Source organism: Allobosea sp. P2_A10, assembly GCF_056405115.1.
The window spans coordinates 52,525-78,827 of the sequence record NZ_JBFUCS010000016.1 but is presented as its reverse complement, the minus strand read 5'-3'; the positions used below and the strand labels follow the sequence as shown (position 1 = coordinate 78,827).

Genomic DNA, 26,303 nt, shown 5'->3' with positions numbered 1-26,303 from the left:
CGTCACTCCGCCGGGGCTGCTGCGGGAGCAGCGGCAGGCTCGGGCTTGCGGCGCTTCTCCCAGAACTGCTGCGCCGTTCCCAGAATGCCCTTGGGCATGAAGATCGTGACGAAGACGAAGAGCGCGCCGAGCGCAAACAGACAATACGGCGCCATGAAGCCGGAGGTGAAGACGGTCTTGGCGTAGTTGACCACGACCGCCCCGAGCGCCGCGCCCACCAGCGTGCCGCGCCCGCCGACCGCGACCCAGATCACGGTCTCGATCGAGTTGCCGGGATTGAACTCGCTCGGGTTGATGATGCCGACCTGCGGCACGTAGAGCGCGCCCGCCACACCCGCCATGCAGGCCGAAACGGTAAAGACGAAGAGCTTGAAGCGATCGACCCGGTAGCCGAGGAAGCGGGTGCGCGATTCGGCGTCCCGGATCGCGATCACCACCTTGCCGAGCTTGGAGGTGACAATGCCGCGCGCGATCAGGAAGCCGGCGATCAGCATGACGCAGGTCATGGCGAAGAGCGCGGCGCGCGTCGTCTGCGCCTGCACGTTGAAACCGACGATGTCCTTGAAATCGGTCAGGCCGTTATTGCCGCCGAAACCCATGTCGTTGCGGAAGAACGCGAGCAGCAGGGCGTAGGTCAGCGCCTGGGTGATGATCGAAAGGTAGACGCCGGTGACGCGCGAGCGGAACGCGAACCAGCCGAAGATAAAGGCGAGCAGCCCCGGCGCCAACAGTACCATCAGCATGGCGAAGGGAAACGAGCCGAAGCCATACCAGTACCAGGGCAGCTCGCCCCAGTTCAGGAAGACCATGAAGTCGGGCAGGATCGGGTTGCCATAGGTGCCGCGCGAACCGATCTGGCGCATCAGATACATCCCCATCGCATAGCCGCCGAGCGCGAAGAACGCGCCGTGGCCGAGCGAAAGAATGCCGCAATAACCCCAGACGAGGTCTAGCGAGATCGCAAGCAAGGCGTAGCAGAGATATTTGCCCCAGAGCGACATCGTCGCTGTCGGGACATGCAGGAACGAGCCCGTCGGCAGCAGCAGGTTCGACAGCGGCACCAGAACGGCGATCGCCGCGACGAGGCACAGGAAGACGAGCCCGCGCTTGTCCATGCCCTGGATGAGGAAGCGCGTGATCATGCTTCCACCGCCCTGCCCTTGAGCGCGAACAGGCCGCGCGGGCGCTTCTGGATAAACAGGATGATGAAAACGAGCAGCGCAATCTTGCCCAGCACCGCGCCCGCATAGGGCTCGAGGACCTTGTTGGCGATGCCGAGCGTAAGAGCTCCGACAAGCGTGCCCCAGAGATTGCCGACGCCACCGAAGACCACGACCATAAAACTGTCGATGATGTAGCTCTGGCCGAGATTGGGGCTGACGTTGTCGATCTGCGAGAGCGCGACGCCGGCGAGCCCCGCGACACCCGAGCCTAGTCCGAAAGTCAGCGCATCGACGCGGCCGGTGCGAATGCCCATGGCCGAGGCCATGCGGCGGTTTTGGGTGACGGCGCGCATCTGCAGGCCGATCGGCGTCAGCTTCAGGATCGCCAGCAGCGCGGCGAAGACGAGGCCGGCGAAAACGATGATCCAGAGCCGGTTCCAGGTGATGGCGAGCTGACCGATCTCGAAGGCGCCCGACATGAAGTTGGGCGCGCCGACCTCGCGGTTGGTGGGTCCAAACGCCGTCCGTACCGCCTGCTGCAGGATCAGGCTGATGCCCCAGGTCGCCAGCAGCGTCTCCAGCGGCCGCCCGTACAAAAAGCGGATGACGCCGCGTTCGATCGCGATGCCGACGAGGCCCGCAACCAAGAAGGCGAGCGGCACGGCGATCAGCAGCGAATAGTCGAACAGGCCGGGAAAGCGGGTGCGGATAATCTCCTGCACGATGAAGGTGGTGTAGGCCCCCAGCATCACCATCTCGCCATGGGCCATGTTGATGACGCCCATGACGCCGAAGGTAATGGCGAGCCCGATAGCCGCCAGCAGCAGGACGGAGCCAAGCGAGAGGCCGTACCAGAGGTTCTGGCCGGCCCGCCAGATCGCGAGCTTGCCCTCGATCGCCGTGATCGCCTTGGCCTGCGCATCCTTGAGCGCGGGTGACGCATCGCCGGGCAGCGAGCGCAGCGTCGCCAGCGCATCCTGGTCGCCGCGTTCGCGCAGCAGGTCCACGGCGGCGAGCCGGTCGAAGGGCGGCGCATCGGGCTTGACGATCAGGATCGCGGCCTGGGCCTGGCGCAGGGCAGCCTTGGCCCTGGCGTCGGTCTCCTTGGCGATCGCGGCTTCAAGCACGGGCAGGACGGAGATGTCACGCGACTTGAAGACGGCTTCGGCCGAGGCAATGCGCTTGGCCGTGTCGGGGCTGAGCAGGCCGAGGCCGCCGAGAGCGCCCTGCACGACCCGGCGCAGATTGTTGTTGAGGCGGACCGTCGCGACGCCGGCGGGCTCGGCCGAGAGCGGCAGCCCCGTCTTGCCGTCCGTCAGTTTACCGTCCTTTGCTTTCACGACCACAACGCCACCGCCGGCGAGCAGACGACCCTCGGCAAGCGCCTCGATGATCACGGCGGCCTGAGGATGGGCGGTGGCGATCAGGATGTCGATCGCCCGGGCGGTATCCGAGAAGCTGTCGGCGCCAAGCCTCGTAAAGGCTTCGTCGGCATTCTGGGCCGAGGCCGAACCGGCTGAAAAAACCATGACGAGGGCAACGGCAATCATGCGGAACAGGCGGGTCATCGATCGCTTTTCGTCTGCCGGATTGTCACGAACCTCAACCTTCATCCTGCTGAGCGCTCTTCAGGATGAGGGCTGGGGACGATGAGGAAGGGACGGCAGGCAGTGGCCTGCCGTCCCTCATTGATCAGATCAAGCGCCGCCGCACTTGCCGGTCTTGACGTTGAAGTTGCCGCACTTCTTCTCGACCCAGTCGCCGATCAGGTCCTTGGAGCCATCGAGCTCTTTCGACCAGGCGTCGCCGGCGACGAGACCGGTCTTCGAGACCACGTCGAACTGGCCGTCGGCCTTGATCTCGCCGATCAGCACCGGCTTGGTGATGTGGTGGTTCGGGAGCATCTTGGAGATGCCGCCGGTCAGGTTCGGCGCTTCGATGCCGGGCAGCGCGTCGATGACCTTGTCCGGATCCGTGGACTTGGCCTTCTCGACCGCCTTCACCCACATGGCGAAGCCGATGACATGGGCTTCCATCGGGTCGTTGGTGACGGCCTTCTCGGACTTCTTGTAGGCCTTCCACTGCTTGATGAAGGCCTCGTTCTCGGGCGTCTTGACCGACTGGAAGTAGTTCCAGGCGGCGAGATGGCCGAGCAGCGGCTTGGTGTCGATGCCGGCGAGTTCTTCCTCGCCGACCGAGAAGGCCACGACCGGAATGTCGGTCGCCTTGATGCCCTGGTTGCCGAGCTCCTTGTAGAACGGCACGTTGGCGTCGCCGTTGATGGTCGAGACCACGGCGGTCTTCTTGCCGGCGGTGCCGAACTTCTTGATGTCGGAGACGATCGTCTGCCAGTCGGAATGGCCGAACGGGGTGTAGTTGATCAGGATGTCCTCCTGCTTCACGCCTTTCGACTTGAGATAGGCCTCAAGGATCTTGTTGGTCGTGCGCGGGTAGACGTAGTCGGTGCCGGCGAGCACCCAGCGCTGAACCTTCTCTTCCTTGGCGAGATAATCGACGGCGGGAATCGCCTGCTGGTTGGGGGCGGCGCCGGTGTAGAACACGTTGCGCTCGCTCTCCTCGCCCTCGTACTGGACGGGGTAGAACAGGACCGAGTTCAGCTCCTTGAACACCGGCAGAACCGACTTGCGCGAGACCGAGGTCCAGCAGCCGAACACGGCCGAGACCTTGTCCTTGGCGATGAGCTCGCGCGCCTTCTCGGCGAAGAGCGGCCAGTTCGAGGCCGGATCGACCACGACGGCCTCAAGCTTCTTGCCGAGCACGCCGCCCTTCTTGTTCTGCTCGTCGATGAGCATGAGCATGACGTCTTTCAGCGTGGTCTCCGAAATCGCCATCGTGCCCGAGAGCGAATGGAGGATGCCGACCTTGATGGTTTCCTGGGCCGCAGCCGGCAGGAAGGAGCCCAGCATTGTGGCTCCAGCCAGCGCGGCGCCCAAAATGACGCGACGAGTGTTGTTCACGGACATGTCCCCCGAACGATCCCTGTTGAACGGCGCTCTTCACGAGAGAGCCGACAGGCCTCCCCGGCCCGTGCGGCAGGGCTCGCAAGCGACGTGCCAACGGTGCAATGGGCCCGCGACCTGCCGCAAATCTCTGTCGCAGAGCGAAAGCTGGCGGCATTTCCTGCGATAAAGCCCAACCCGGACGCAACGATGATGCAATACGGCTAATGCTGCCTAATTATAAGGCGATTTAACTGCCCCGCGATTGAGCATGTATGCAAGCTGCAGCTATTTTGCCGGCTTTTCCTGCTTTTCACGAGGCTGAGACAGCGCGTTTTTTGGCATTTACGAGCTGCGAAGAATCGCCCTAGCCTGTGTCTGTCGGTAACAACTGAAAGGAGGTGATCCAGTGTCTCATTGTCATCAACCGCTGGAGCAAAGCGGGCGGACCTGGACTCATTCCCAGTGGGGGTCTTGTTCCGCGTGAGTTTTCGCGCCTTTGGGTCCGGTTCGCCGGGCCGCGGTTCGACAATGGAAGGGCTGTCCGAAAGGACAGCCCTTCTTTCGTTGCAGGTTGGGGCGGCACCGCTCCTTCTGGCGTCGCGGCGACGCGCATGGCAGACAGAGGCCGTGTCCATCTCCTACTGCCCCCACCCCGTGAGTCCGTATCGTGTCATCGTCGGCGCCTGAGCCCAGCCGCGAGGCAATCCTCGATTTCATCGAGGCAGAACGCGCCGCTGGCCGCGAGGCCGGCCGCCGCGAGATCGCGCGCGCCTTCGGCATGGATGGGGGCGGCAAGATCTGGCTGAAGCGGTTGCTCAAGGAGATCCAGGAAGACGAGGCGACCGATGCTCCCGGCAGCGGGGCTGCGTCCCATCCGCGCGGCGCGCTGCCCCCGGTGCTTCTCTCGGAGATCAAGGGCAAGGATCGCGACGGCGACCTCTTCGCCGCGCCGCTGGAGTGGAACGAGGCCGATCAGGGCACGGCCCCGCGCATTCTGATCGAACGCGTGCGCGAGTTCAGGGCCAAGCGCCATGCCGCGCCCGCGGCCGGCGTCGGCGACCATGTCCTGCTGAAGCTGACGCGGTTGAAGGGTGTCGACGGCTTTCTCTATTCTGGCCGCGTGCTGAAGATCATGGGCAAGGGCAAGGCGCAGGTGCTCGGCATCTTCCGCGCCCTGCCCGACGGATCGGGACGGCTGATCCCGATCGACAAGAAGGCGCAGGGCCGCGAGGCGCTGATTCCGAAAGGGCGCACGGCGGACGCGCAGGACGGTGATCTCGTCTCGGTTTCGCTGCGCAACGAAACGCGCTTCGGCCCGTCCGAGGCGCATGTGCGCGAGCGGCTGGGCTCGATCAAGTCGGAGCGCGCGGTCAGCCTGATCGCAATCCACGCCCATGGCATTCCCAACGAATTCAAGCCGGCGACGATCGCCGAAGCCGATTCGGTGCGGCCAGCCGGCACCGCCGGGCGCGAGGACTGGCGCGACCTGCCGCTGATCACGATCGATCCGGCCGACGCCAAGGATCATGACGATGCGGTCCATGCCGCCCCCGACAGCGACCCCGACAACGCCGGCGGCTACGTCGTCACGGTCGCGATCGCCGATGTCGCGGCCTATGTCCGGCCCGGCTCCAGCCTCGACCGCGAGGCGCTGGAGCGCGGCAATTCGGTGTACTTTCCCGATCGCGTCGTGCCGATGCTGCCCGAACGCATCTCCAACGACCTTTGCTCGCTGCGCGGCGGCGAAGACAGGCCGGCGCTGGCGGTGCGGCTCGTGCTCAAGGCCGATGGCGAAAAGAAGAGCCACTCCTTCCATCGTATCCTGATGCGCTCGGCGGCGAAGCTTTCGTACCAGCAGGCGCAGGCCGCCATCGACGGCAAGCCCGACGATACGACAGCGCCGATCCGCGATTCCATCCTGATGCCGCTCTGGGCGGCCTACGGCATCGCCTCGCGGGCGCGCGATCTGCGCCAGCCGCTCGACCTAGACCTGCCGGAGCGCAAGCTGGTCCTGAAGCCCGACGGCGCGGTCGACCGCGTCATCGTGCCCGAACGGCTGGCGGCGCACCGGCTGATCGAGGAGTTCATGATCCTCGCCAACGTCGCGGCCGCCGAGACGCTGGAGAAGGCCGGCAGCATCCTGATCTATCGCTGCCATGACGAGCCTTCGCTGGAAAAGATGCGCGCGCTCGGCGAGGTGCTGGCCTCGATCGGGATCAAGCTGCCCCGGGACGGCGCGCTGCGGCCAGTGCTGTTCAACCGCATCTTAGGCATGATCAAGGGCTCCGAGAACGAACTCCTGATGAACGAGGTCGTTCTGCGGACGCAGGCGCAGGCCGAATATGTCGCCGAGAATTACGGGCATTTCGGGTTGAACCTGCGCCGCTACGCCCATTTCACCTCGCCGATCCGGCGTTATGCCGACTTGATCGTGCATCGCGCGCTGATCACGGCGCAGCGTTTCGGCGATGACGGCCTGCCGAAGAACGCGACGCTCGCCGAGTTGCGCGAAATCTCGACCAGGATATCGGCAGCCGAAAGACGCGCGATGGCGGCCGAACGCGAGACCACGGACCGGCTGATCGCGCATTTCCTCGCCGACCAGATCGGCTCGTCCTTCGACGGCCGCGTCGGCGGGGTCAACCGCGCCGGGCTGTTCATCAAGCTCGACGGCACCGGGGCCGACGGCTTCGTCCCCGCCTCGACGCTGGGAGCGGACTATTATCGCTATGACGAGGCGGCGCATGCGCTGACCGGCGAGCGCAGCGGCGAAAGCTGGCGGCTGGGCGACCGTGTCCATGTCAAGCTGGTCGAGGCTGCGCCTGTGGCTGGCGCGCTGCGTTTCGAGTTGCTCTCGGAAGGGCGGCGTGTGACACCAGGACGCTCTGGAACGAAGGCCTCACGACCACCACTTCCAGGGCGTGGAAGGGCGAAATCGTCCTTCGTCAAGGCGGGCGGAAAGAAGCCCGGCAAGAGGCGCTGATGTCGGTGCAGGTTCACATATCTCAAGGTCGGCCCGCCGAGCGCGACTGGCGTCTGGCGATCGGCCGCGGCCTGATGGGGCGCTGTCCCCATTGCGGGGAAGGCAAGCTCTTCCGCGCCTTCCTGAAGCCGGTCGATGCCTGCGAGGCCTGTGGCGAGGTGTTGCACCACCAGCGCGCCGACGACCTGCCGCCTTATGTGGTGATCACCATCGTCGGCCATATCGTCGTCGGCGGCCTGCTGATGGCGGAGAAATACGCCGAATGGCCGATGTGGCTTCACATGACGATCTGGCCGGCGCTGACCGTTCTGCTCGCCGTGCCGATGATGCAGCCGGTCAAGGGCGGCGTGGTCGGCCTGCAATGGGCGCTGCGCATGCACGGCTTTGGCGGCGAGCCCGACCGGCCGGAACGTCAACCTGGTGCCGCGGTGGCCAACTCGTGAACGAAAACGCGGTCTTTCTGACGCAGGCCGAGCGGGCGCGCGTCACCTTCAATCTGCGTCCGAAAGACGCCGCGACCGTGATGATCCTCGACAGGTCCGGCAAGACGCCGCGCGTGCTGATGGGCAAGCGTCATCCCGGCCACAAGTTCATGCCTGGCAAGTTCGTCTTCCCGGGCGGCCGGATCGACCCAGAGGATCGCCGCATGACGGCTACAGGCGCGCTCGGGCAGGTTTGCGAAGAGCGGCTGATGAAGCGCGTGGTACGACCAAGCCCGATGAAGGCTCGCGCACTGGCGCTGGCCGCCATTCGCGAGACCTTCGAGGAGACCGGCCTTCTCTTCGGCGCAACCGATCTTGGCGCACCCGCAAACCCGCCTGCCGGCACATGGACCGACTTCGCCAGCCATGGCATTTTTCCAGATCTGGGAGCGCTGAGCTTCGTCGCCCGCGCCGTGACGCCGCCACGCCGGCCCAAGCGCTTCGACACGCGCTTCTTCGCGCTCGACTACAGCGCACTCGCGGGTAAGGTCGAAGGCGTCACCGGCGAGAACTCGGAATTGATCGAGTTGGTCTGGGTCACCTTCGCCGAGGCCCAGAAGCTCGACCTGCCGACGATCACGCAGGTGATTCTCCGGGAGGTCGAGGCGCGGCTGAGCGCTGGCTTTGGACCTTTTCTGCCGGTACCCTATTTCTGGGAGAAGAAGGGCGTCTTCGTCCGGGAAGAACTGTAATATTCGCGGCGTAGCACTTCGTCTTGCACAGACGTGAAGAGGATGAATGCATGTCGACCATCACGCTCTGGGGCTTCAACGGCTCCACCTATGTCCGCACGATCAAGATGCTGCTCGCCGAGAAAGCCGCAGCCGACGTCAGGCAGGTCCCCCTGAACGTGCTGGCGGGCGATCCGCACACGCCAGAGCATCTCGCACGCCACCCCTTCGGCAAGGTGCCGGTCATCGAACATGATGGCATGACGATCCTCGAGACATCGGCGATCGCGCGTTATCTCAACGACGTGCTGCCCGGCAAATCTCTGGTTCCCGCAGCGCCAAAGGACCGCGCCCGCATGGATATGGTCGTCGGCCTGATCGATTCCTACGGCTATGGCGCGCTGCTCGGCGGCGTCGCCGCGTTCCATCTCTTTCCTGATTTCGTCGGCGGCCAGAACGAAGATGCCCGGCAGAAGGGCATTGCCAACGGCCGCAAGGTCATCGAACTCGCGATGAAGACCAAGGGGTCGTCGCCTTTCATCGCCGGCGATCTCAGTCTTGCCGATCTCTATCTCGCGCCGATCGTGTTCTACGTCTCGCTCACTCCCGACCTCGCGGCCGTCTCCGATGTCGCAGGCTTCAACGACTGGTGGACGAAAATCCAGTCGCTCGGGAGTTTCAAGAACACCCCGCCCAGCGGCTGAGCCCCGGCGCGCCGTTTGGCGTTGCGGGCAGGGTCGAGACGGTTCGCCCTGCCCGGATCGCCGAAATGCCAGGGAGCCCGACCATTCTTTCTTGACTTCGCCGGGCTGTTGCGGCATTCCCCCAACCGACGGTTTGCCGGGTCCGCCCGGCCATTTTCTTTTCTGAGGGCCTCGCTGGCCCGCAAGGCTCGAGGAATATCCCCATGGCCAAGGCCGTGACCATCAAGATCAAGCTGCTCTCGACCGCCGATACGGGCTTCTTCTATGTCACCAAGAAGAACTCGCGCACGATGACCGAGAAGATGTCCAAGAAGAAGTACGACCCGGTCGCGCGCAAGCACGTCGAGTTCAAGGAAACCAAGATCAAGTAACACCAATCGGTCTAGCCGATTGTTTTTGCTTCGAAAAGCCGCTCCGTTCTGGGGCGGCTTTTTCTGTCCAAGTCTACGGCCAAGCCAGCACGCAACTCCGGTTTAGCGCTGAGCTTTTAGCCAAGCTTGAGGCGATGCTCGGCGCGGCGAGCATTGAGCAGGCAAAGCATCAGCCAATCCAATGAGCCCATCTGGCGATCGACAGTCAAATGCCGTGATCAGGCGTTGCCGTCGCAAACAGGTCAAGCCGCCGGACTGCTCCAATGCGATGGCAGGTGCTGGATTGCAGGGAAATTGATCAATGACCGAGGCCGACGGCATCGTTGGACAAGGCGACTGGGTCGAAGGGGTCGGAGGGTTCAGCAGAGGCCGATTTGGCCCTCACCGCTTCCCGAAGAAATGCGCCGCTTGCTGACATTCGGCGCTTGTCAGAAACCAGACGCTCGTCTGCGCGGCTTATCACGGCATTTCTCCTACCTCTTACGGAAGTGGGAGGCCATGTCCGTTCACTTTGGCTACTGCTTCAATTGCTAAAATACGGTGAGAACAGGGCTGAGAAAGGCATCGCTTACCTCGCGGCAAAAGGATACCTTCCATCAAAATAACATTGGGGGGACTGCAATGCGACGCCGTACATTTCTGGCGGGAACTGCTGCCACGCTTATCGCTTCGCCCGCGATCGCGCAGAAGGTAGCGACCCTGCGCTTCGTCCCACAAGCGAATCTGACGTCGCTCGATCCGATCTGGACGACCGCGACAGTGACCAACAACCACTCCTATTACGTCTACGACGTTCTATACGCTTGTGGGGCGGATATGAAGCCCCGCCCGCAGATGGCGCAGGGGCATCAGGTCTCTGACGACGGTCTCACATGGACGATCAAGTTGCGCGATGGCCTCATGTTCCACGACATGTCTCCGGTGCGCAGCAGCGATTGCGCGGCGAGCATCGAGCGCTGGAGCAAGCGAGACACGTTCGGTCAGATCATGGGAAAGACGGTCGACCGCTACGAAACCCCTGATGACAAAACGCTTGTTATCAAGCTTACGCGTCCCTTCCCGCTTCTCCTCGATGCGCTGGCAAAACCTGATTCCAGTATCGCCTGGATCATGCCGGCTCGGTTTGCCCAGACCGATCCTTACAAGGCCTTCACCGAGGCGATCGGCTCCGGTCCGTACCGGTTCCTTCCCGGCGAATACGTCTCGGGTAGCCGCTGCGCCTATGAGAAATTCAGCGCATATGTGCCGCGATCAGAGCCCGTCGAATGGGGCTCAGGGGCCAAGATCGCGCATTTTCCGCGCATCGAATGGACGATCATGCCAGATCCCGCAACCGCTGCGGCCGCCATTCAGAACGGCGAAATCGACTGGTGGGAACAGCCACTCCCCGATCTGCTGCCTGTTCTGGCGAAAGCAGGGATTACCCTACAGATCGACCAGCCCGGCGGACGCCACGCCTTCGCACGCGTCAATCATCTTCAGGCGCCGTTCAACAACAGGAAGGTGCGCCAGGCTTTCATGATGGCGGTGAGCCAGGAAAGCTACATGCAGGCGGTGCAGGGCGATGACAAATCGCTCTGGTCGACCTGCCGAAGCCCCTATCCGTGCGGGACGTCGTACGAGAAGGATTATGGCTCGACCTTGATGAGAGGCGATATCGACGCTGCAAAGAAGCTTCTCGCGGAGTCAGGCTACAAGGGCGAGCAGACTGTCGTCATCAACCCGACGGATTTTCCAGCGATCGGTCCACTCGGGCAGGTCACCGCCGACATCCTGAAACGCGTCGGTTTTAACGTCGATCTCCGCGAAAGCGACTGGGGTACGGTCGTGCAGAAAAGGGCGAGCCGCGAGAGCGTCGACAAGGGAGGTTGGAGCGTCTTTCACAGCTTTGGCAGCGCACCAAACTACTCCAACCCTGCGGTCTCCTCGCTGGTTCGCGAACAGGGAGCATCTGGTTGGTTCGGCTGGCCGGAGAACCCCAAAGCGGAGGCCATGATACAGGATTGGCTCGATGCCAAGGATGAAGCGAACCGCACGCGTATCGCTGAGGCGATAGGAGCGCTTGCAATGGAAGATTGCACAACGATCCCTGTCGGGCGCTTCTTCATCAAAACGGCGTACCGCAAATCAATCACTGGTGTTCTGCAGGGGATAGCTCCCTATCCGTACAATGTCAGGCCTGCGTGATCGATGGTGGTCTGCGCATTACTGCGGATGGGTGAAGGGCCTTTCCGCCTATCCGGCACCGGCCTTTCCTTGGGCATAGGCAGATGAAGCCATCGACACCTTTGGTCTTTGGCACGCGCCGCGCCCAGCCTTCTGTCGTTACCTTCGCTGCCATGAGATCTAACGCTTGGCGAGACATGTCCTGCGCGAGAACAGGCGGCCGTCCGCAGTCAGGCTGGGATCGGCATGGACCCGACAGGTCTGCAACCCGCGGCACCTGGATCCAGGCGAGCTTCAAGGCCACCTAAACCCAGCCGCCATCGACGACATAATGCTGCGCGGTGCAGGCGGAGGCCTCATCGGAGGCGAGGAAGACCGTGAATTTCGCCAGTTCGTCGGGTAGCAGCCGGCGCTTCAGGCATTGCCGGCGCATCAGCTCCTCTTCGCCGTCTGGCGTGAGCCATTTCTCGATCTGGCGCTCGGTCATGATCCAGCCGGGCGCGATTGCGTTGACGCGGATGTTGTCGGGGCCGTAGTCGCGCGCCAGCGAACGCGTCAGGCCGATCACGCCGGATTTGCTGGCGGTGTAGGCCACCATGCCGCCCTGACCCGCCATCCACGAGGTCGAGCCGAAATTGATGATGACGCCGCCTCCGGCAGCCCTCATGCCCGGCAGGACGGCCTGCGCCGCGAAGAACTGGTGCTTCAGATTGACCGCGATCCGGTCGTCCCAATACTCGGGCGTAACGCTTTCGGTGGCGTGGCGCTCGTCATGGGCGGCGTTGTTGACGAGGATCGCGATCGCGCCGTGCCGCGCCTGCGCCTGCGCGATGCCGGCCCGCAAGGCTGGGATGTCGGTCAGGTCGACATGCTGGAAATGCGCCGGGGAACCGGCCTCGGTCAGCTCCCGCGCCAGCGTCTCGCCCGCTTCGCGCAGCAGATCGAACATGACGACAGTCGAGCCCTGGCGGGCGAAATGACGCGAGATCGCGGCCCCGATCCCCGACGCACCGCCTGTAACCAGAACGACCTTACCGGCGAGGTCGGAATACACGGCAGCCATCGGCAACTCCTGCAGCAGGGCCAAATCGGCGAACGCATCATGACACTGCGCCCGCCCTGCAAACATATAGCGCAGATTTTGAGTTGCGCACCTCAGAAATTGAGATAATCTGCCGACAACCCGGTAAAAATCCGGGAATGGGAGGTTGCGATGGGATTTCTCAGGACTCTGGCGTTCGCCGTCGGCGGGCTGACGCTCGCTGCCGTCTCGGCTGCGGCTCAGACAACGGTCAAATGGCTTCATATCGAGCAGAACCCCGTCCAGGTTAAGATCTGGGAGGAGATGGCGCGGAAATACGAGGCGAAGAATCCCGGCACCAAGGTCGAGATGCAGTTCCTCGAGAACGAGGCCTACAAGGCCAAGCTGCCGACGATCCTGCAATCGCGCGACCGGCCGCACATCCTCTATTCCTGGGCCGGCGGCGTCCTGAAAGCCCAGGTCGAGGCCGGCGTGCTCGAGGACATGACCTCTGGCGTCGGCGCCTACAAGGATAACCTGTCCGCAGGCGCCGTGGCTGCCTTCACCGTCGACGGCAAGCTCTACGGCCTGCCCTACAACGTCTCGCAGGTCGGCTTCATGTACAACAAGGACCTCTTCGCCAAGGCCGGCGTCGACGGGACCAAGGTCAAGAGCTGGGATGATCTGCTCGACGCGGTGAAGAAGCTCAAGGCTGCCGGCGTGACGCCGATCGCGGTCGGCGGCGCCGACAAGTGGCCGTTGCATTTCTACTGGACGCATCTGGCCGTCCGCCTCGGCGGCAAGCCCGCCTTCGAGGCGGCGATCAAGGGTCAGGATGGCGGCTTCGAGGGTGCGGTCTTCCAGAAATCGGGCGAGCTGATGAAGCAGCTCGTCGATCTGGAGCCGTTCCAGACCGGCTTCCTCGGCTTCAAGAACCAGCAGGCGCTCGGCTTCTTCGGCGACGGCAAGGCGGCGATGAACCTCGCCATCTCGCATCACTCCGCGACGCAGCGCGCGCTCGCCGCCGACAAGAAGGGCATCGCGGAAGACAGGCTCGGCTGGATCGATTTCCCGATGCCGGCCGGCGGAAAGGGCCAGCCCACCGACACGCTCGGCGGGGTCAATGGCTGGCTCGTCACGAAGGGCGCGCCGAAGGAGGCGATCGAATTCCTGAAAGCCTTCGTCTCCGACGAGGTCCAGCGCGAGCTCGCGAAGAGCAACTTCATCATCCCGACCTTCAAGGGTTCGGAAGCCGCGCTCAGCGCCGCCTTCATGCAGAACGTGGCCAAGAACATCGCCGCCTCGAACTACCATCAAAACTTCTACGATCAGGACCTCGGCCCCTCGGTCGGCCGGGTGGTGAACGATGCGGTCGCCGAGATCGCCGGCGGTTCGATGACGCCAAAGCAGGCCGCCAAGGCGATCCAGGACGGCTTCAAGCAGGGCAATTGAGGCAAACGCGGGTCCGGGATCGGGATCGGATATGACCCAGCGCGGCGGCACGATTGCGATCCAGCCTGAGGCGCGTGCGCCTGCGGCCAGGGCGAGGCGCGGGACGATCGATTCGCGTCTCGCCACGCTGATCCTGTTTCTGCCGCCAGCGCTGATGCTGTTCACGCTGTTCGTCGTGCTGCCGATCGGCGAGGCAGCCTGGTATTCCGGCTTCAACTGGAACGGCTTCGGCAAGCCGACGCGCTGGATCGGCCTCGACAACTACCGCTTCGTTTTCGATTCGCGCGGTTTCGGCACGGCCTTCAAGAACAACCTGCTGATCATCGTCGTCTCCCTGACGATCCAGCTGCCGCTCGCGATGGCGCTCGCACTGATCCTCGCCGAGAAATTTCGCGGCGCGGTGGTGCTCCGGATGCTGTTCTTCCTGCCCTATGTGCTGGCCGAGATCGCGACCGGCCTGATCTTCAGCTTCATTTATGACGGCAATTACGGCCTGCTGGCCTCGATCTACCGTGCCTTCGGGGCGGAAGCGCCGCATCTGCTGGCCTCGACGCAGACCTCGATGCTGGCGATCCTGATCGTCGTGGTGTGGAAATATTTCGGCTTCCACATGATGCTGTTCATCGCGGCGCTGCAAGGCATGGACCGCAATCTTGTCGAGGCGGCGCGGATCGACGGCGCGTCGCGCTGGCAGGTGCTGCGCTATGTCGTGATCCCGCTGCTCTATCCGACGATCCGGCTCTCGGTGTTCTTCGCCGTCGTCGGCTCGCTGCAACTGTTCGATCTGGTAATGCCGCTGACGCGCGGCGGCCCGGCCGATTCCTCCAACACCATGGTCAGCTTCCTCTACAACCACGGTGTCTCGCGCATGCGCGTCGGCTATGGCAGCGCCATCGGCGTCATCCTGTTCGTGATCTGCGTCACCTTCGCGATCACCTACAAGCGCTGGTTCATGCGCAATGAGTGACGCCTACACCCCGCGCCGCCCGCTCGATCTCGTGCCGTTCTACAAGGCCGTCTTTCTGGGTCTGGTCGCGCTTGTGGTGATCGTGCCGCTGCTGGCGACGGTGCTCGGCGGCTTCAAATCGCTCGGCGAGTTACGGACCAACCCGTTCGGGCTGCCGCAGACCTGGGAATGGGAGAACTACACCGGGATCCTGTTCTCGCAGCGCTACTGGCAGTTGCTCTGGAACTCGCTGGTGATCGCGACCCTGACGGTGGTGCTGACGCTGATCGTCGCCTCGATGGCGGCGTTCGTCTTCGCCCATATCCATTTTTTCGGCAGCGCGATGCTGCTGAGCTATCTGACCATGGGGCTGCTATTTCCGGCCGCGACGGCGATCCTGCCGCTGTTCATCAAGGTGCGCGATCTCGGTCTGCTCGACAGCTATCTCGGCGTTGCGCTGCCGCAGGTCGCCTTCAGTCTCGCCATGAGCATCCTGCTGCTGCGCCGCTTCTTCAAGGATCTGCCGCATGAGCTGCTCGAGGCGGCGCTGGTCGACGGTTGCAGCTATATCGACTTCTTCCGGCATGTGACGCTGCCCCTGTCGCGGCCGATCCTCGCCACGGTCGGCACCATCACCTTCGTCCATAGCTGGAACAGCTATCTGCTGCCACTGGTGATGCTGAACTCGGACGCGATGTATCCCTGGCCGCTCGGCATCATGATCTATCAGGGCGAATTCTCGTCGGAATGGCATCTGATCCTGGCGTTCATCACGCTGACGATCCTGCCGACCTTCCTGCTCTTCATCCTCGCGCAAAAGCACATCGTCGCCGGGCTGACCGCCGGCGCGGTCAAGGGCTAGGCCGCGAGCGCCGCCATATCGAAACGGGAGAACGGGAATGCGGAAGGTCGGAATCGGTGTCGTCGGCTGCGGCAACATCAGCACGAAATATCTCGAGGCGATGCGTCGCTTCCCGATGCTGGAGCTGAAGGCCGTCGCCGACATGCGCAGCGCCGCAGCCGAAAAGCGCGGCGCCGAATTCGGCGTGCCGGGCCTGCGCGTCGACCAGCTCCTGAAGCGCGACGATGTCGAGATCGTCGTCAATCTGACCGTGCCGCTGGCCCATACTGATGTCAGCCTCGCCGTGCTCAACGCCGGCAAGCATGTCCATTCCGAAAAACCGCTCGGGATCAACACCGTCGAGGCACGCAAGGTGATGGACCTCGCCGCGCAGAAAAACCTGCGCGTCGGCTGCGCGCCCGACACCTTTCTCGGGGGCGGCCACCAGACGGCGCGCAAGCTGATCGACGACGGCGCGATCGGCAGGCCGGTCGGCGGCAGCGCTTTCTTCGGCTGCCCGGGCCATGAAAGCTGGCACCCGGCGCCGGGCTTCTATTATCTGCGCGGCGGTGGGCCGATGCTCGACATGGGCCCGTATTACCTGACCGATCTTGTGCAATTGCTCGGGCCGGTCGCCAGCGTGATGGGCTCGACTTCACGACCGCGCCTGGAGCGGCTCGTCACCAGCCAGCCGATGAACGGCGCGCTGATCCCGGTCGAGGTTTCGACCCACGTCGCCGGCACGGTCGAGTTCGAGAACGGCGCGGTCGTCTCGATCACGATGAGCTTCGATGTGCCCCAGCACACCCATGCGCCGATCGAGATCTATGGCGACAAGGCGAGCCTCTCGGTTCCGGACCCCAACAAGTTCGGCGGCGAGGTCAAGCTGGCCAAACCGCGGGGCGCGTGGGAGACAGTCGCGCTGACCCATGGCCATGCCGAGGGCGAGTTCCGCTCGATCGGCGTCGCCGACATGGCGGCCGCGATCCTCGCCGACCGCCCCCACCGCGCCAGCGGCGCACTCGCCTTCCATGTGCTGGAGGTGATGGAGGCGTTCCAGAGATCGGCCGATGAGGGCCGCAGGATCACCATCGACAGCCGCGTCGAGCGGCCGGCGGCCCTGCCCGCCGGGCGCGATGTCGGGCAGATCGATTGAGCGAGGGAATGACGACGATGCGCAAGGCGATGATCGTATGGGGCGGCTGGGCGGGACATGATCCCGATCTCTGCGCCTCGATGATGCGGGGCTGGCTCAGGGCGGAGGGCTTCGATGTCCGCGTCGAGACCTCGACATCGGTGTTTTCCGATCCGGCGATCCGCGATCTCTCCCTGATCGTGCCGATCTACACCATGTCGAAGATCGAGAAGGAGGATGCGCTGGCGCTCTGCGCTGCCGTGCGCGGCGGCGTCGGCCTCGCAGGCCATCACGGTGGCATGTGCGATGCTTTCAGGGACTCGGTGGACTACCAGTTCATGTGCGGCGGCCAATGGGTTGCCCATCCCGGCAACATCATCGATTACACGGTCGACATCACCCGGCCCGACGACCCGGTCATGGCCGGCATCGAAAGTTTCGAGCACCGTTCGGAGCAGTATTACATGCATGTCGACCCGGCCAACGAGGTGCTCGCGACGACGACCTTCAGCGGCGAGCATTCGCCCTGGATCGCGGGCGCGGTGATGCCCGTGGCGTGGAAGAAACCCTATGGCGAGGGGCGTGTGTTCTACTGCTCGCTCGGCCACCGCGCCTATGAGCTGGACGTGCCGGAAATCCGCACGATGCTGACGCGCGGGATGCTCTGGGCCGCGCGCTGATGGCGGATGGCGGCATCGCGCCGGTCGTTAAGACGCTGCCCGGCAAGGCGACGCTGGAGGATGTCGCACGCGCTGCCGGCGTTTCCGTCGCGACCGTCGACCGTGTCGTCAACCGCCGTGACGGCGTACGCGGCAAGACGATCGCGCGTGTCGAGGCGGCCGTCTCCCGGCTCGGCTATCGGCCTGATCCCGCAGCCGCGCGTCTTGCCCGCAACCAGAGCTTTCGCTTCCTGTTCATCCTGCCGACCGGGGCCAACAGCTTCATGACCCTGCTGGCGGAACAGATCGCTGGCACGGCCGACTGGCTTGCCAGCCAGCGCGCCGTCATCGACGTGCAGCATGTCGATGTGTTCGAGCCGGACGCGCTGGCGCGGGCTCTGGAAAGCGTCCTTCCCGGCTATGCCGGCGTCGCCACCATCGCTTTAGACCATCCGCGCGTACGCGCCGCGATCGATGACCTGGCAGATCGCCGCATTCCGGTCGTCACGCTGGTGTCGGACGTACCTAGCGCCAGGCGCCTGCACTATGTCGGCATCGATAATCCTTCAGCCGGGCGCACGGCCGCGACCCTGATGGGCCGCTTCCTCAACGGCCGCTCCGGAGCCGTCGGCGTGATTGCCGGATCGCTGGCTTTGCGCGACCATGCCGAGCGCCAGTTCGGCTTCAATCAGGTTCTGACGAGCGAGTATCCGCAGCTCACGGTCTTCCCGGCGATCGAGGGCCGGGACGACAACGGGCTGACCTATCGCGCCGCGGCGTCCCTGCTGCGCGAGAAGCCCGACCTCGTCGGTCTCTACAATGTCGGCGCCGGCAATCGCGGCATCGCCGCCGCGCTGAACGAGGTTGGTCGCAGCGGCGATGTCGTCTGGATCGCCCATGAGCTCACCGCCCATACGCGTCGCTTTCTGCTGCGCGGCGAGATCGACGCGATCATCAGCCAGAATCCCGGCCATGAGGCGCGCTCGGCGGCGCGCGTGCTGCTGGCCTATTGTTCGGGCGATCCGCTCTATCCGGATCAGGAGCGCATCGGCATCGACATTTTCTTGCGCGACAACCTGCCGTAAGACAGGCGTAGCCGCGATAGATCTCCAAATATGAAGGGCACCGAGCACCCGTTTTAGGTGGCGCCAACGATAGCGGCGGCGACGATGTCGGCCGTTGCACAGGCACTGCCGGATACTCCCGAAGCGAACTGCTCAGCCGCGAAAATCGGGAAACGACGCTCACCAACGCCGACTGTTAAACATCAGGGCGATTGCGGCTCCAGTCTCGTGGAGCCATCGGCGGTTCGTCAAAGCCCCAATGGGTTGACGACCGCTTCACCAGTGTGCCGGGGAAGCGCAGGTCCAGAGGGCCAGCCCACGGCTTGGAATTCGGCATCGCCCGCGCAATCGCCTCTTCCACGATTCTGTCGATCGGATGCTGGATTGTCGTGAGCTGGTAATGGGGCCAGGACGACATCGCAATGTCGTCGAAGCCAGCCACCGCGATGTCTCGGGGAATGTTCAACCCGCGCTCGTCGCGCAAGGCGTCCATGCCACCGACCGCGAGGATGTCGTTGGCGAAGAACACGGCCTCGGGCCGGCTCGCGCATGACAGGTGATGTGCCGCCTTCCATCCGGCCATGTAGCTGTATTCGCCGGCGCTCAGCGCGTCAGTCAGCGTCATGCCATGCTCGGCGATCCGCGTGATGAATGCATCGCGCCTTTCGCGGGCGATCACCGTATGCGCGAGCCCCCCGATATAGGCGACCTTGCGGACGCCGAGATCGTGGAAATGGTCGGCGACGGCGCGCGCGCCTGCGACGCTGTCACAGGTGACCGACGGAAGATCCGTCTCGGCGGCGACCCGGTTCACCAGGAGCATCTGGCGTCCCTCGGCTGCCCATAGCAGATCCCTGGCGGACAGCACCGTTGCCGAGATCACGATCACCGACGAGACATTGTGCAGTTTCAGCGCCGCGAGCTGCTGCTTCACGTCGGCGCCGCGCGTGATGTTGAACAGCAGTGTCTGGAGCTTTGCCTCCTGCAGAGCCTGGGTCATTCGCTCAAGCAGCGCGGAATAGAACGGATTCCTCAAATCGGAGATCACCAGTCCGACGACATCGCGTGATTGGGCAGACAGGGTCCGGTCGGGACTCGGGTTGTAACCGAGGCGTTCAGCAGCCGAGAGCACCCGGGCGCGCAATCGCGGCGAGATTGACGCACCGGGCGTGAAGGCGCGCGAGACGGCCGACTGGCTGACGCCGATCAGCTGCGCCAGGTCACGCGATGTCAATGTACGTTCGCTCATGGCCATTCTGAAACACGCTTGCATCACTGATGCAAGAAGATTGTTGGCCGGTATCGTCAAGAATTCTGGGCCTTTTCCGAATCAAGACGCGATTCCACGCGCTGTCGTGTCGTTTTTGATCACAAATAAAGCCAAATCGGGATCTTCGCTGATAAGAGTGAGAGTCGAGCGTAAGCATCTTGAATGATAATTCAACGCGAGCTAGACTCTTGCCAATTCGAGGGCCGCAGAATGCCCCGATCACGAGCGGGAGGATCTGCAAACATGCCGCACCCTGCGTTGCGTGGCATCCGCGTGCTGGACATGTCTGAATCGATCGCGGGACAGTATTGCTCGCGGTTATTTGCGGATTTTGGTGCGGATGTCGCGCTGATCGAGCCCGCAGGCGGTTCGGTGCTCCGGTCTCAGGCGCCGATGTCCATGGCCGGCGACGCGTCGCTGACATTTCTGCATCTCAATTCAGGCAAGTCGTCCATTGTGCTCGATTCATTGTCACGTGAGCAGCGGGACGAGCTCTTCGGCTCCACCGATGTCGCCATTCTGGGCCCGTCGGTGAGCCGTTCAGACCTGTCCTTGCCGCAATCCGCCGTAACGGTCGAAATTACGCCATTCGGGCATGACGGCCCCCGCGCGGGCTGGCAGGGCCCCGAAATCGTCATCCAGGCGTTATCGGGCATGATGTTCAATAATGGCGCGGAAGAGCGCGAGCCGCTTTATGGTTGCGGCGAGCGCTCCTCCTACGCGGCGGGCCTTGCGGCGCATATCGGCGCTGCCGCGGCCCTGCTGGCGCGCGGCACGTCCGGGCGCGGGCAGCATGTCGAGATCTCGGCCGCCGAGACAGCCGCCGCCATGTGCTTTCCCTACGCTTTCCAGCACATCTACAGCAGAGCGCTCCGCCGTCGCGGAGATATCACCAACCCCTGCGGTCAGGTCCGGTGTCGTGACGGCTGGGTCTGCATCTGGATCTACAACCATCGCTGGACCCGCTTTTGCGAGACGGTCGGCCTCGATCATCTGATAGAGGACGCGCGCTTCGCCGATCCCGCGATCCGGCGTCAGAACTGGATCCAGCTGTTCGAGATCATCCAGATCCATCTTGCCGATGAAGACGCCGAAGCGCTGGTGGACAAGCTCCAACGCGCCGACGTCATCGCGGCCAAATCGTATCGCCTGACCGAACTTCCGCGCCAGAAGCACCTGCTGGAACGCGGCTATTGGGAACGACTGCCCGATGGCCAGCCGATCCTGGGGCCGCCTTTCAGGCTCTCGCGTACGCCCCGCAAGGTGACGGGAGGGGCGCCGGCGTTGGGTCAAAGCCGGGTCCAGCAGGCGCGGAGCCCGGCTCCGGCCCTCGCCCAGCCCTCGAAAACGGACGCGGCCGTGACCGGTTCGGGGCCTCTTGCCGGCCTGCGCGTGCTGGAGTTGACGACGGCCTGGGCGGGGCCGATGGCGGGCCGCGTGCTTGGCTTCCTCGGCGCCGAGTGCATCCACATCGAGTCGCCCAATCGGGTGAACTCCTGGCGGCTCAACAAGGAGAAGCCAAACCCGGACAACTTCCCGGCAGGTGAGCCGGGCGAGCGTCCCTATGATCGCTCCTTTCTGTTCAACTCGCAGAACGTCAACAAGCTGTCCTGCATCCTCGACCTCAAGACCGGCGAAGGCCGCGAGATCGCCAAGCGGCTGGCCGTGGCCTGCGATGTGGTGATCTGTAATTTCCGCCCCGGCACGCTGGCAAAGCTGGGGCTCGACTATGACAGCCTTCGGGAAGCGCGCCCGGACATCATCGTGGCGGAACTGCCTGCCTTCGGCGTTCGCGGACCGCTGGCAAACCATGCGGCGCTCGGCCCGACCATGGAGATGGCCGCGGGAATGTCGAGCCTCGTAGGCTATCGCGACGCGCAGCCGGAAACGACGGGACCGTCCTATCTGGACCCGATCGGCGGGTTCAATACCGCAGCCGCTGTTCTCACCGCGCTCATGCACCGTCAGCGCACGGGCGAAGGCCAGCAGGTCGAGGTGCCCCAGGTCGAGGCCGCGATGCACTTCATCGGCGGCGAGATCCTGGCCGCGACCGAAACCGGACGCGACCCGGTCAGGAACGGCAACAGGGTTGATCATGTTGCACCCCACGATGCCTTCCCCTGCGAGGGGCCGGACTCATGGATCGCGATCGCCGTCCGCGACGATACGGAGTGGGCCTCGCTGTGCCGCGTGGTCGACCGTCCCGAGTTCATCTGCGACCCGCGCTTCGCGACGATGGCGGACCGTAAACGCCATGAGGACGACCTCACGGCGCTGGTCGCAGGCTGGACTGCGGCGCAGGACCGGCACGTGCTGGCGGAGCGCCTCCAGCAGGCGGGCGTGCCCGCCGCGCCGGTGCAGACCCCGCGCGATTTGGCCGAAGACGCACACCTGTCCCAACGCGGCTTCTTCCATCGGCTCCGTCATCCCGACGCGGGGGAACACCCCCATCCGGGACTGCCCTTCCATCTCAGCGGCACGCCCGGCAGCCAACACCGGGCAGCACCCGCTTTCGGAGAGCACACGGAAGACGTGCTGGCTCGCATCGCCGGCCTGGCGCCTCATGAAATCGCCCGCGCCCGGGCCGCGAATGCGACCGCGACCCGGCCGTTGGCCGGCTTCTGAGGTGCGCGCCATGACGATAACCCGTCCCGCACCCGTCACGCTCACCATCCGGTTGGACGACAGTCCGCGCTACCGGGGCAGCGTCCACGATGACGAGGTGGCAAAGCGCATGGGCTATCGGGCCGCGCTCGTGCCCGGCGCTTTCCTTTATGGCCATTTCAGCCGGCTCGCGGTCGATCTGTGGGGCCGATCCTGGATCGAGACCGGGGCGATGGCAGCGACCTTCCGCCGGCCTGTCTACAATGGCGACGACGTCAGCATCGACGCGGCTCCAGACGGCGACGGCGGAAGGCTTACGCTCGCCATGCACGGTCTGGACGGACAACTGGTTGCCGAGGGCTGGATCGCTCCTCCCGCTGCAACGCCCGCGCCTGCACTCGCCGCATGGCCCGTGCTCGCGGTGAGCGAGAACCGTCCACCGATCGCAGCCGACCAGCAGATGGTCGGCCTGCGTGGCGCCACGGCAGGAGCCGTGCTGACGCAGGCCGACATCGCCATATCGCGGACGGCGTTCGACGAACGGCACCCGGTCTACGAGAGGGAGGGCCTCGCCCATCCCGGTCTCCTGATGCGTCGCGCCATGTTCGAGGTGAACGGGAGCTTTCGCTGGCCGGGGCCGGTGGTGCTCACCGGCTGCGAGGCGCGGCACTTCGCGTCCGTGGCCGCCGGCATGCGTCTCGAGACGTCGAGTGTGATCAGCGAGACCTTCGAGCGGCGCGGCAAGAATTACGTCGTCACAGAAGAACTCATGCTGGCCGACGGGCGGCCGGCCGCGCTGTTCCGGCGCACGCAGCTCTATTCGCAAAGAGCCGGGTGATGCGTGCTTTGCCCGTTCGAACGAACATGTGGTCAGATCGATCTTCAGCGGGCCGGCGGGTGACGCACGGAACGCCAAAAAGAAGCAGGCAATCAGGTGGAAACGTGAGGAGCGAGGAACGATGGCGGTATGATGCCTAGGGCTGGGCCTGTTTTGGCGGCATGACGCGCGCCGGGCAGCAGCACAGACAGCATTCGCCGGTTCTTCAAGGCTCCTCCCGCAATGGGAGGTCGATATCGTGCACGCGCCAGCGACGATCAAAAGCGTCGAGCCGTTTCAGGTGGCATGGTCGCCGGAGGATCCTCCGGGCAGCCGCAGCGCCTTCGTTCGGATCACCACCAGCGACGGCGTAGTTGGGTATGGCGAAGCGTCCCCCATGCAGGGCGGGCTGCATTCGCTCGGCATCATCGGCCGCGATATCGCGCCGGGTCTCATCGGAGCCGACGCCTTCGACCAGGCAGTCCTGCACGACCGCTTCTTTCACAAGAACATCAAGCTCGGGCCCGAAGGCGCGCTGACCGGCGCGCTGGCGGCCGTCGATATCGCGCTGTGGGACATCAAGGGCAAGGTGCTGGGCCTGCCCATCGCGAAGATGCTGGGCGGAGCATGGCGCAAGGATGTCGCCTTCTATTCATCGATCGGTGGCAATGCCAAGCGCCCGATCGACGAGGTGCTGAAAGTCGTCGAAGGCCGGTTCCAGCGCGAGAAGCCCTCCGCCATCAAGGTCCGCCGCGACGGCGACCGCTCCAGCCTGGACCTGGACATTCCCGGCGACATCGCGAAGGCCAGGGCGGTGCGCCATCTCGTCGGCGAGGACTTCCCCCTCGCGTTCGACGCCAACAATGGCTACTCGGTCGGCGGCGCTATCCGGGTTGGCCGGGCGCTCGAAGACCTCGACTATGTCTGGTTCGAGGAGCCCGTCCAGCACTATGACGTGCGCAATATGGGCGAGGTCGCTCAGCGGCTCGACATTACCGTCTCGGCCGCGGAGCAGACCTACACGCTCCAGGCCCTTGTCGACATCATCAATGCGGGCGTCCGGATGGTTCAGCCCGACATCGTCAAGATGGGCGGCATCACCGGCCTGATGCAGTGCGCGGCGATCTGTTTTGCCCATGGCGTGGAACTGGTGCCGCACCAGACCCAGCCTACGATCGGCCATGTCGCCAACCTGCACGTCCTGGGCGCGATCATGCATCTCACCAAGCCCGCGGAGTACGCCGACGGTTCGGGCCGTATGGATGCAGCCTTTCCCGATCTACCGAAGCCTCAGAACGGACGTTTCACCATCCCGGACGGGCCCGGGCTGGGTATTTCCATCAACGATGGCGAACTCAGACGCAAAACCGTCTGACAAACCGCCACTCAACCGGAGGAAAGTCCATGGATCGTCGTGAAGTGCTCAAGCTCGGGACGGCCGCCTTCGCGGCAAGCATCGCCGGGCTCGCCTCGTCCCACGCTCAGGAAGCCGACGTGCTGCGCATCGGCATCGCGGCCGCACGTCCGCGGCATACCGATCCCAACCTGACCACGCAGGGCTCGGACAACTGGGCGACCGAGCAGATGTACGAACAGCTCGTCCGGCCCGACGACGGCCGCTTCGCGGTCAAGCCCGAAGACAATATCCCGACCCTGGCGGTCAGCTGGACACAGTCGGACGACGCGCTGACCTGGCGGTTCAAGCTTCGGGAGGGCGTGCAGTTCCACAAGGGCTACGGAGAGATGACCTCCGAGGACGTGGTGTTCTCGTATGAACGCGCCATCAGCAGCGGCACGAACACCACCGTGATGTCGAACATCGCAGACGTCCAGCCGGACGGCCGCCATGGCGTGGTCATCAGGCTCAAGGGTCCCGACGCCCTGTTTCTCGGCTCGATCGCCTTCAGCAACAACACATCGATCGTCTCCAAGAAAGCCGCGCTGGAACTCGGGGAACGCTTCGCCACCGACGCCGTCGGGACGGGGCCTTACGAACTTGCCAAGTTCGACCCCAATGGCGCGGTGATCCTCAAGCGCCATGAGGGCTATTGGGGCCAGAAGGCCAAAATCGGCAATGTCGAGTGCCTCTACATTGCCGACACGACCGCCCGCACGCTCGCTTTGCTCGCCGGCAAGATCGACATGATGGAAGCCGTCCGCGCGCCGGGCTGGGTCGACTCGATCCTGCAGCGCGACCGCACCGTCAAGATGGACATGACCGCTCCGGGCTCGTTCAACACGCTGCATGTCAACCTGACCCGCCAGCCTTTCGGCAACCTCAAGGTCCGCCAGGCGCTGATGCATGCCATCAACCGGCCGGCCGTGTCGCAGGCGTTGGCGCCGATGGGCGGGGTTCTGGCCTGCCTCCAGCCTGCCGGCTTTCCTGCCGGCTTCACGACCGAGGAGCTGCCGCCGGAGCTGCGCTATCCGCATGATCCACGCAGGTCGCGCCAGCTTCTTGCGGAGGCCGGCTTTCCAAACGGCGTGAATTTCTCCGCCAACAGCAGCCGTCGTGAGGACTACGCCTCAACCATGCTCATCGTGCAGGAGCAACTGCGCGAGGGCGGCTTCAACATGGATCTCAAGATCGGGGATCACACAGCCTATCATGCCGATAATCGCTCCGACAAGAACACGTTGGCGATGCACTCGTCGAGCTATCCGCCAATCCCGACGCAGCTTTACCAGCAGCAGCTCGCCAAGGCCTCGCTGGTCACGGCCGACGGAACCGGCGGCGGAAACTACAGCCATTACGGCGTCGCCATGCCCGGTATCGACGAACTGCTCGACAAGGCCCTCAACTCGACGAGTCTGAAAGACTACGAAGCGATCTGCCGGCAGATCGAGCTGCAGGTCTTGCGCGACCTTCCGCTCATCGGCCTGTCGACCCTCTCCTTCACCGTTGCGCGCCGGGGAAATATCGACCTCGGCTACGAGGTGAAGGGTGGCTACGCGCGCTGGCGTTTCCATCGCGCGACCAAGCGCGTCTGA

The 26,303-nt window shown here is 64.2% G+C and carries 21 protein-coding genes; 16 read left to right on the top strand and 5 right to left on the bottom strand.

The genetic code is table 11. The features are described from left to right. Positions 1-2: 2 nt before the first annotated feature. The 3 genes from urtC to urtA all read right to left on the bottom strand — a co-directional run bounded on the left by urtC (position 3) and on the right by urtA (position 4,090). Positions 3-1,142 (bottom strand): urea ABC transporter permease subunit UrtC, encoded by a 1,140-nt coding sequence (urtC, locus tag AC1DZY_RS20525; protein WP_476822003.1) that lies wholly within the window; start codon positions 1,140-1,142, stop codon positions 3-5. After that, positions 1,139-2,731, bottom strand: a complete 1,593-nt coding sequence (gene urtB, locus AC1DZY_RS20520) for an urea ABC transporter permease subunit UrtB (RefSeq protein WP_476822002.1) — start codon at positions 2,729-2,731, stop codon at positions 1,139-1,141. The genes urtC and urtB overlap by 4 nt, the downstream gene beginning before the upstream one ends. A gap of 129 nt (positions 2,732-2,860) precedes the next feature. Continuing rightward, positions 2,861-4,090, bottom strand: a complete 1,230-nt coding sequence (gene urtA / locus AC1DZY_RS20515) for an urea ABC transporter substrate-binding protein (RefSeq protein ID WP_476822057.1) — start codon at positions 4,088-4,090, stop codon at positions 2,861-2,863. Positions 4,091-4,793: 703 nt separating this feature from the next. Between urtA and rnr the strand changes: the two genes are divergently transcribed. From rnr to AC1DZY_RS20485, 6 genes are all read left to right on the top strand, one after another. Next, positions 4,794-7,109, top strand: a complete 2,316-nt coding sequence (gene rnr, locus AC1DZY_RS20510; RefSeq protein ID WP_476822001.1) for a ribonuclease R — start codon at positions 4,794-4,796, stop codon at positions 7,107-7,109. Continuing rightward, complete coding sequence (locus AC1DZY_RS20505; protein WP_476822000.1) at positions 7,109-7,552, top strand: DUF983 domain-containing protein; 444 nt, start codon at positions 7,109-7,111, stop codon at positions 7,550-7,552. The genes rnr and AC1DZY_RS20505 overlap by 1 nt, the downstream gene beginning before the upstream one ends. Next, positions 7,549-8,283: an NUDIX hydrolase gene (locus tag AC1DZY_RS20500; protein WP_476821999.1), complete on the top strand. Its 735-nt coding sequence runs from the start codon at positions 7,549-7,551 to the stop codon at positions 8,281-8,283. The genes AC1DZY_RS20505 and AC1DZY_RS20500 overlap by 4 nt, the downstream gene beginning before the upstream one ends. 50 nt (positions 8,284-8,333) lie before the next feature. Further along, positions 8,334-8,966 (top strand): glutathione S-transferase family protein, encoded by a 633-nt coding sequence (locus tag AC1DZY_RS20495; protein ID WP_476821998.1) that lies wholly within the window; start codon positions 8,334-8,336, stop codon positions 8,964-8,966. A 203-nt stretch (positions 8,967-9,169) separates the two neighbouring features. Beyond that, positions 9,170-9,337 (top strand): 50S ribosomal protein L33, encoded by a 168-nt coding sequence (gene rpmG, locus AC1DZY_RS20490; RefSeq protein ID WP_038367996.1) that lies wholly within the window; start codon positions 9,170-9,172, stop codon positions 9,335-9,337. A gap of 621 nt (positions 9,338-9,958) precedes the next feature. Further along, the gene (locus AC1DZY_RS20485; RefSeq protein WP_476821997.1) at positions 9,959-11,524 is read left to right on the top strand and encodes an ABC transporter substrate-binding protein; all 1,566 of its coding nucleotides are present in this window, start codon (positions 9,959-9,961) and stop codon (positions 11,522-11,524) included. Between the two features lie 283 nt (positions 11,525-11,807). Here AC1DZY_RS20485 and AC1DZY_RS20480 read toward each other — a convergent pair whose 3' ends face one another. Continuing rightward, the gene (locus AC1DZY_RS20480; RefSeq protein WP_476821996.1) at positions 11,808-12,566 is read right to left on the bottom strand and encodes an SDR family NAD(P)-dependent oxidoreductase; all 759 of its coding nucleotides are present in this window, start codon (positions 12,564-12,566) and stop codon (positions 11,808-11,810) included. Between the two features lie 150 nt (positions 12,567-12,716). Between AC1DZY_RS20480 and AC1DZY_RS20475 the strand changes: the two genes are divergently transcribed. From AC1DZY_RS20475 to AC1DZY_RS20450, 6 genes are read left to right on the top strand one after another with little or no spacing between them, the layout of a single operon-like run. After that, positions 12,717-13,976 (top strand): extracellular solute-binding protein, encoded by a 1,260-nt coding sequence (locus tag AC1DZY_RS20475; RefSeq protein ID WP_476821995.1) that lies wholly within the window; start codon positions 12,717-12,719, stop codon positions 13,974-13,976. Positions 13,977-14,007: 31 nt separating this feature from the next. Next, complete coding sequence (locus tag AC1DZY_RS20470) at positions 14,008-14,943, top strand: carbohydrate ABC transporter permease (protein WP_476821994.1); 936 nt, start codon at positions 14,008-14,010, stop codon at positions 14,941-14,943. Further along, positions 14,936-15,784, top strand: coding sequence for a carbohydrate ABC transporter permease (locus AC1DZY_RS20465; protein ID WP_476821993.1), 849 nt, complete (start codon positions 14,936-14,938; stop codon positions 15,782-15,784). The genes AC1DZY_RS20470 and AC1DZY_RS20465 overlap by 8 nt, the downstream gene beginning before the upstream one ends. A gap of 37 nt (positions 15,785-15,821) precedes the next feature. After that, the gene (locus tag AC1DZY_RS20460; protein WP_476821992.1) at positions 15,822-16,919 is read left to right on the top strand and encodes a Gfo/Idh/MocA family protein; all 1,098 of its coding nucleotides are present in this window, start codon (positions 15,822-15,824) and stop codon (positions 16,917-16,919) included. Between the two features lie 17 nt (positions 16,920-16,936). Continuing rightward, positions 16,937-17,578 (top strand): ThuA domain-containing protein, encoded by a 642-nt coding sequence (locus AC1DZY_RS20455; RefSeq protein ID WP_476822056.1) that lies wholly within the window; start codon positions 16,937-16,939, stop codon positions 17,576-17,578. Beyond that, the gene (locus AC1DZY_RS20450; RefSeq protein ID WP_476821991.1) at positions 17,578-18,642 is read left to right on the top strand and encodes a LacI family DNA-binding transcriptional regulator; all 1,065 of its coding nucleotides are present in this window, start codon (positions 17,578-17,580) and stop codon (positions 18,640-18,642) included. Before AC1DZY_RS20455 ends, AC1DZY_RS20450 begins: the two co-directional genes overlap by 1 nt. Positions 18,643-18,817: 175 nt before the next feature. Here the strand turns inward: AC1DZY_RS20450 and AC1DZY_RS20445 are convergent, their stop codons facing one another. Continuing rightward, on the bottom strand, positions 18,818-19,876 hold the full coding sequence (locus AC1DZY_RS20445) for a LacI family DNA-binding transcriptional regulator (protein WP_476821990.1): 1,059 nt from the start codon (positions 19,874-19,876) through the stop codon (positions 18,818-18,820). Positions 19,877-20,134: 258 nt separating this feature from the next. Between AC1DZY_RS20445 and AC1DZY_RS20440 the strand changes: the two genes are divergently transcribed. The 4 genes from AC1DZY_RS20440 (at position 20,135) to AC1DZY_RS20425 (ending at position 26,303) form a co-directional block, all read left to right on the top strand. Continuing rightward, entirely contained in the window at positions 20,135-22,516 is a 2,382-nt protein-coding gene (locus tag AC1DZY_RS20440) for a CaiB/BaiF CoA-transferase family protein (RefSeq protein WP_476821989.1), read from the top strand. Between the two features lies 1 nt (position 22,517). Next, positions 22,518-23,333: a hypothetical protein gene (locus tag AC1DZY_RS20435; RefSeq protein ID WP_476821988.1), complete on the top strand. Its 816-nt coding sequence runs from the start codon at positions 22,518-22,520 to the stop codon at positions 23,331-23,333. Between the two features lie 238 nt (positions 23,334-23,571). Beyond that, complete coding sequence (locus tag AC1DZY_RS20430) at positions 23,572-24,687, top strand: mandelate racemase/muconate lactonizing enzyme family protein (RefSeq protein ID WP_476821987.1); 1,116 nt, start codon at positions 23,572-23,574, stop codon at positions 24,685-24,687. Between the two features lie 29 nt (positions 24,688-24,716). After that, a complete protein-coding gene (locus AC1DZY_RS20425) occupies positions 24,717-26,303 on the top strand; it encodes an ABC transporter substrate-binding protein (RefSeq protein ID WP_476821986.1) in 1,587 nt (528 codons plus the stop codon).

Excerpts from the sequence above, each read along its gene's own strand:
- AC1DZY_RS20455 (WP_476822056.1), top strand. The coding sequence starts at position 16,937 with ATGCGCAAGGCGATGATCGTATGGGGCGGCTGGGCGGGACATGATCCC.
- AC1DZY_RS20445 (WP_476821990.1), bottom strand. The coding sequence starts at position 19,876 with ATGGCCATGAGCGAACGTACATTGACATCGCGTGACCTGGCGCAGCTG.
- AC1DZY_RS20485 (WP_476821997.1), top strand. The coding sequence starts at position 9,959 with ATGCGACGCCGTACATTTCTGGCGGGAACTGCTGCCACGCTTATCGCT.
- urtA (WP_476822057.1), bottom strand. The coding sequence starts at position 4,090 with ATGCTGGGCTCCTTCCTGCCGGCTGCGGCCCAGGAAACCATCAAGGTC.
- AC1DZY_RS20450 (WP_476821991.1), top strand. The coding sequence starts at position 17,578 with ATGGCGGATGGCGGCATCGCGCCGGTCGTTAAGACGCTGCCCGGCAAG.
- urtC (WP_476822003.1), bottom strand. The coding sequence starts at position 1,142 with ATGATCACGCGCTTCCTCATCCAGGGCATGGACAAGCGCGGGCTCGTC.
- AC1DZY_RS20460 (WP_476821992.1), top strand. The coding sequence starts at position 15,822 with ATGCGGAAGGTCGGAATCGGTGTCGTCGGCTGCGGCAACATCAGCACG.
- AC1DZY_RS20495 (WP_476821998.1), top strand. The coding sequence starts at position 8,334 with ATGTCGACCATCACGCTCTGGGGCTTCAACGGCTCCACCTATGTCCGC.
- AC1DZY_RS20480 (WP_476821996.1), bottom strand. The coding sequence starts at position 12,566 with ATGGCTGCCGTGTATTCCGACCTCGCCGGTAAGGTCGTTCTGGTTACA.
- AC1DZY_RS20425 (WP_476821986.1), top strand. The coding sequence starts at position 24,717 with ATGGATCGTCGTGAAGTGCTCAAGCTCGGGACGGCCGCCTTCGCGGCA.
- AC1DZY_RS20475 (WP_476821995.1), top strand. The coding sequence starts at position 12,717 with ATGGGATTTCTCAGGACTCTGGCGTTCGCCGTCGGCGGGCTGACGCTC.
- AC1DZY_RS20470 (WP_476821994.1), top strand. The coding sequence starts at position 14,008 with ATGACCCAGCGCGGCGGCACGATTGCGATCCAGCCTGAGGCGCGTGCG.
- AC1DZY_RS20505 (WP_476822000.1), top strand. The coding sequence starts at position 7,109 with ATGTCGGTGCAGGTTCACATATCTCAAGGTCGGCCCGCCGAGCGCGAC.
- urtB (WP_476822002.1), bottom strand. The coding sequence starts at position 2,731 with ATGACCCGCCTGTTCCGCATGATTGCCGTTGCCCTCGTCATGGTTTTT.
- rpmG (WP_038367996.1), top strand. The coding sequence starts at position 9,170 with ATGGCCAAGGCCGTGACCATCAAGATCAAGCTGCTCTCGACCGCCGAT.
- AC1DZY_RS20465 (WP_476821993.1), top strand. The coding sequence starts at position 14,936 with ATGAGTGACGCCTACACCCCGCGCCGCCCGCTCGATCTCGTGCCGTTC.
- AC1DZY_RS20440 (WP_476821989.1), top strand. The coding sequence starts at position 20,135 with ATGCCGCACCCTGCGTTGCGTGGCATCCGCGTGCTGGACATGTCTGAA.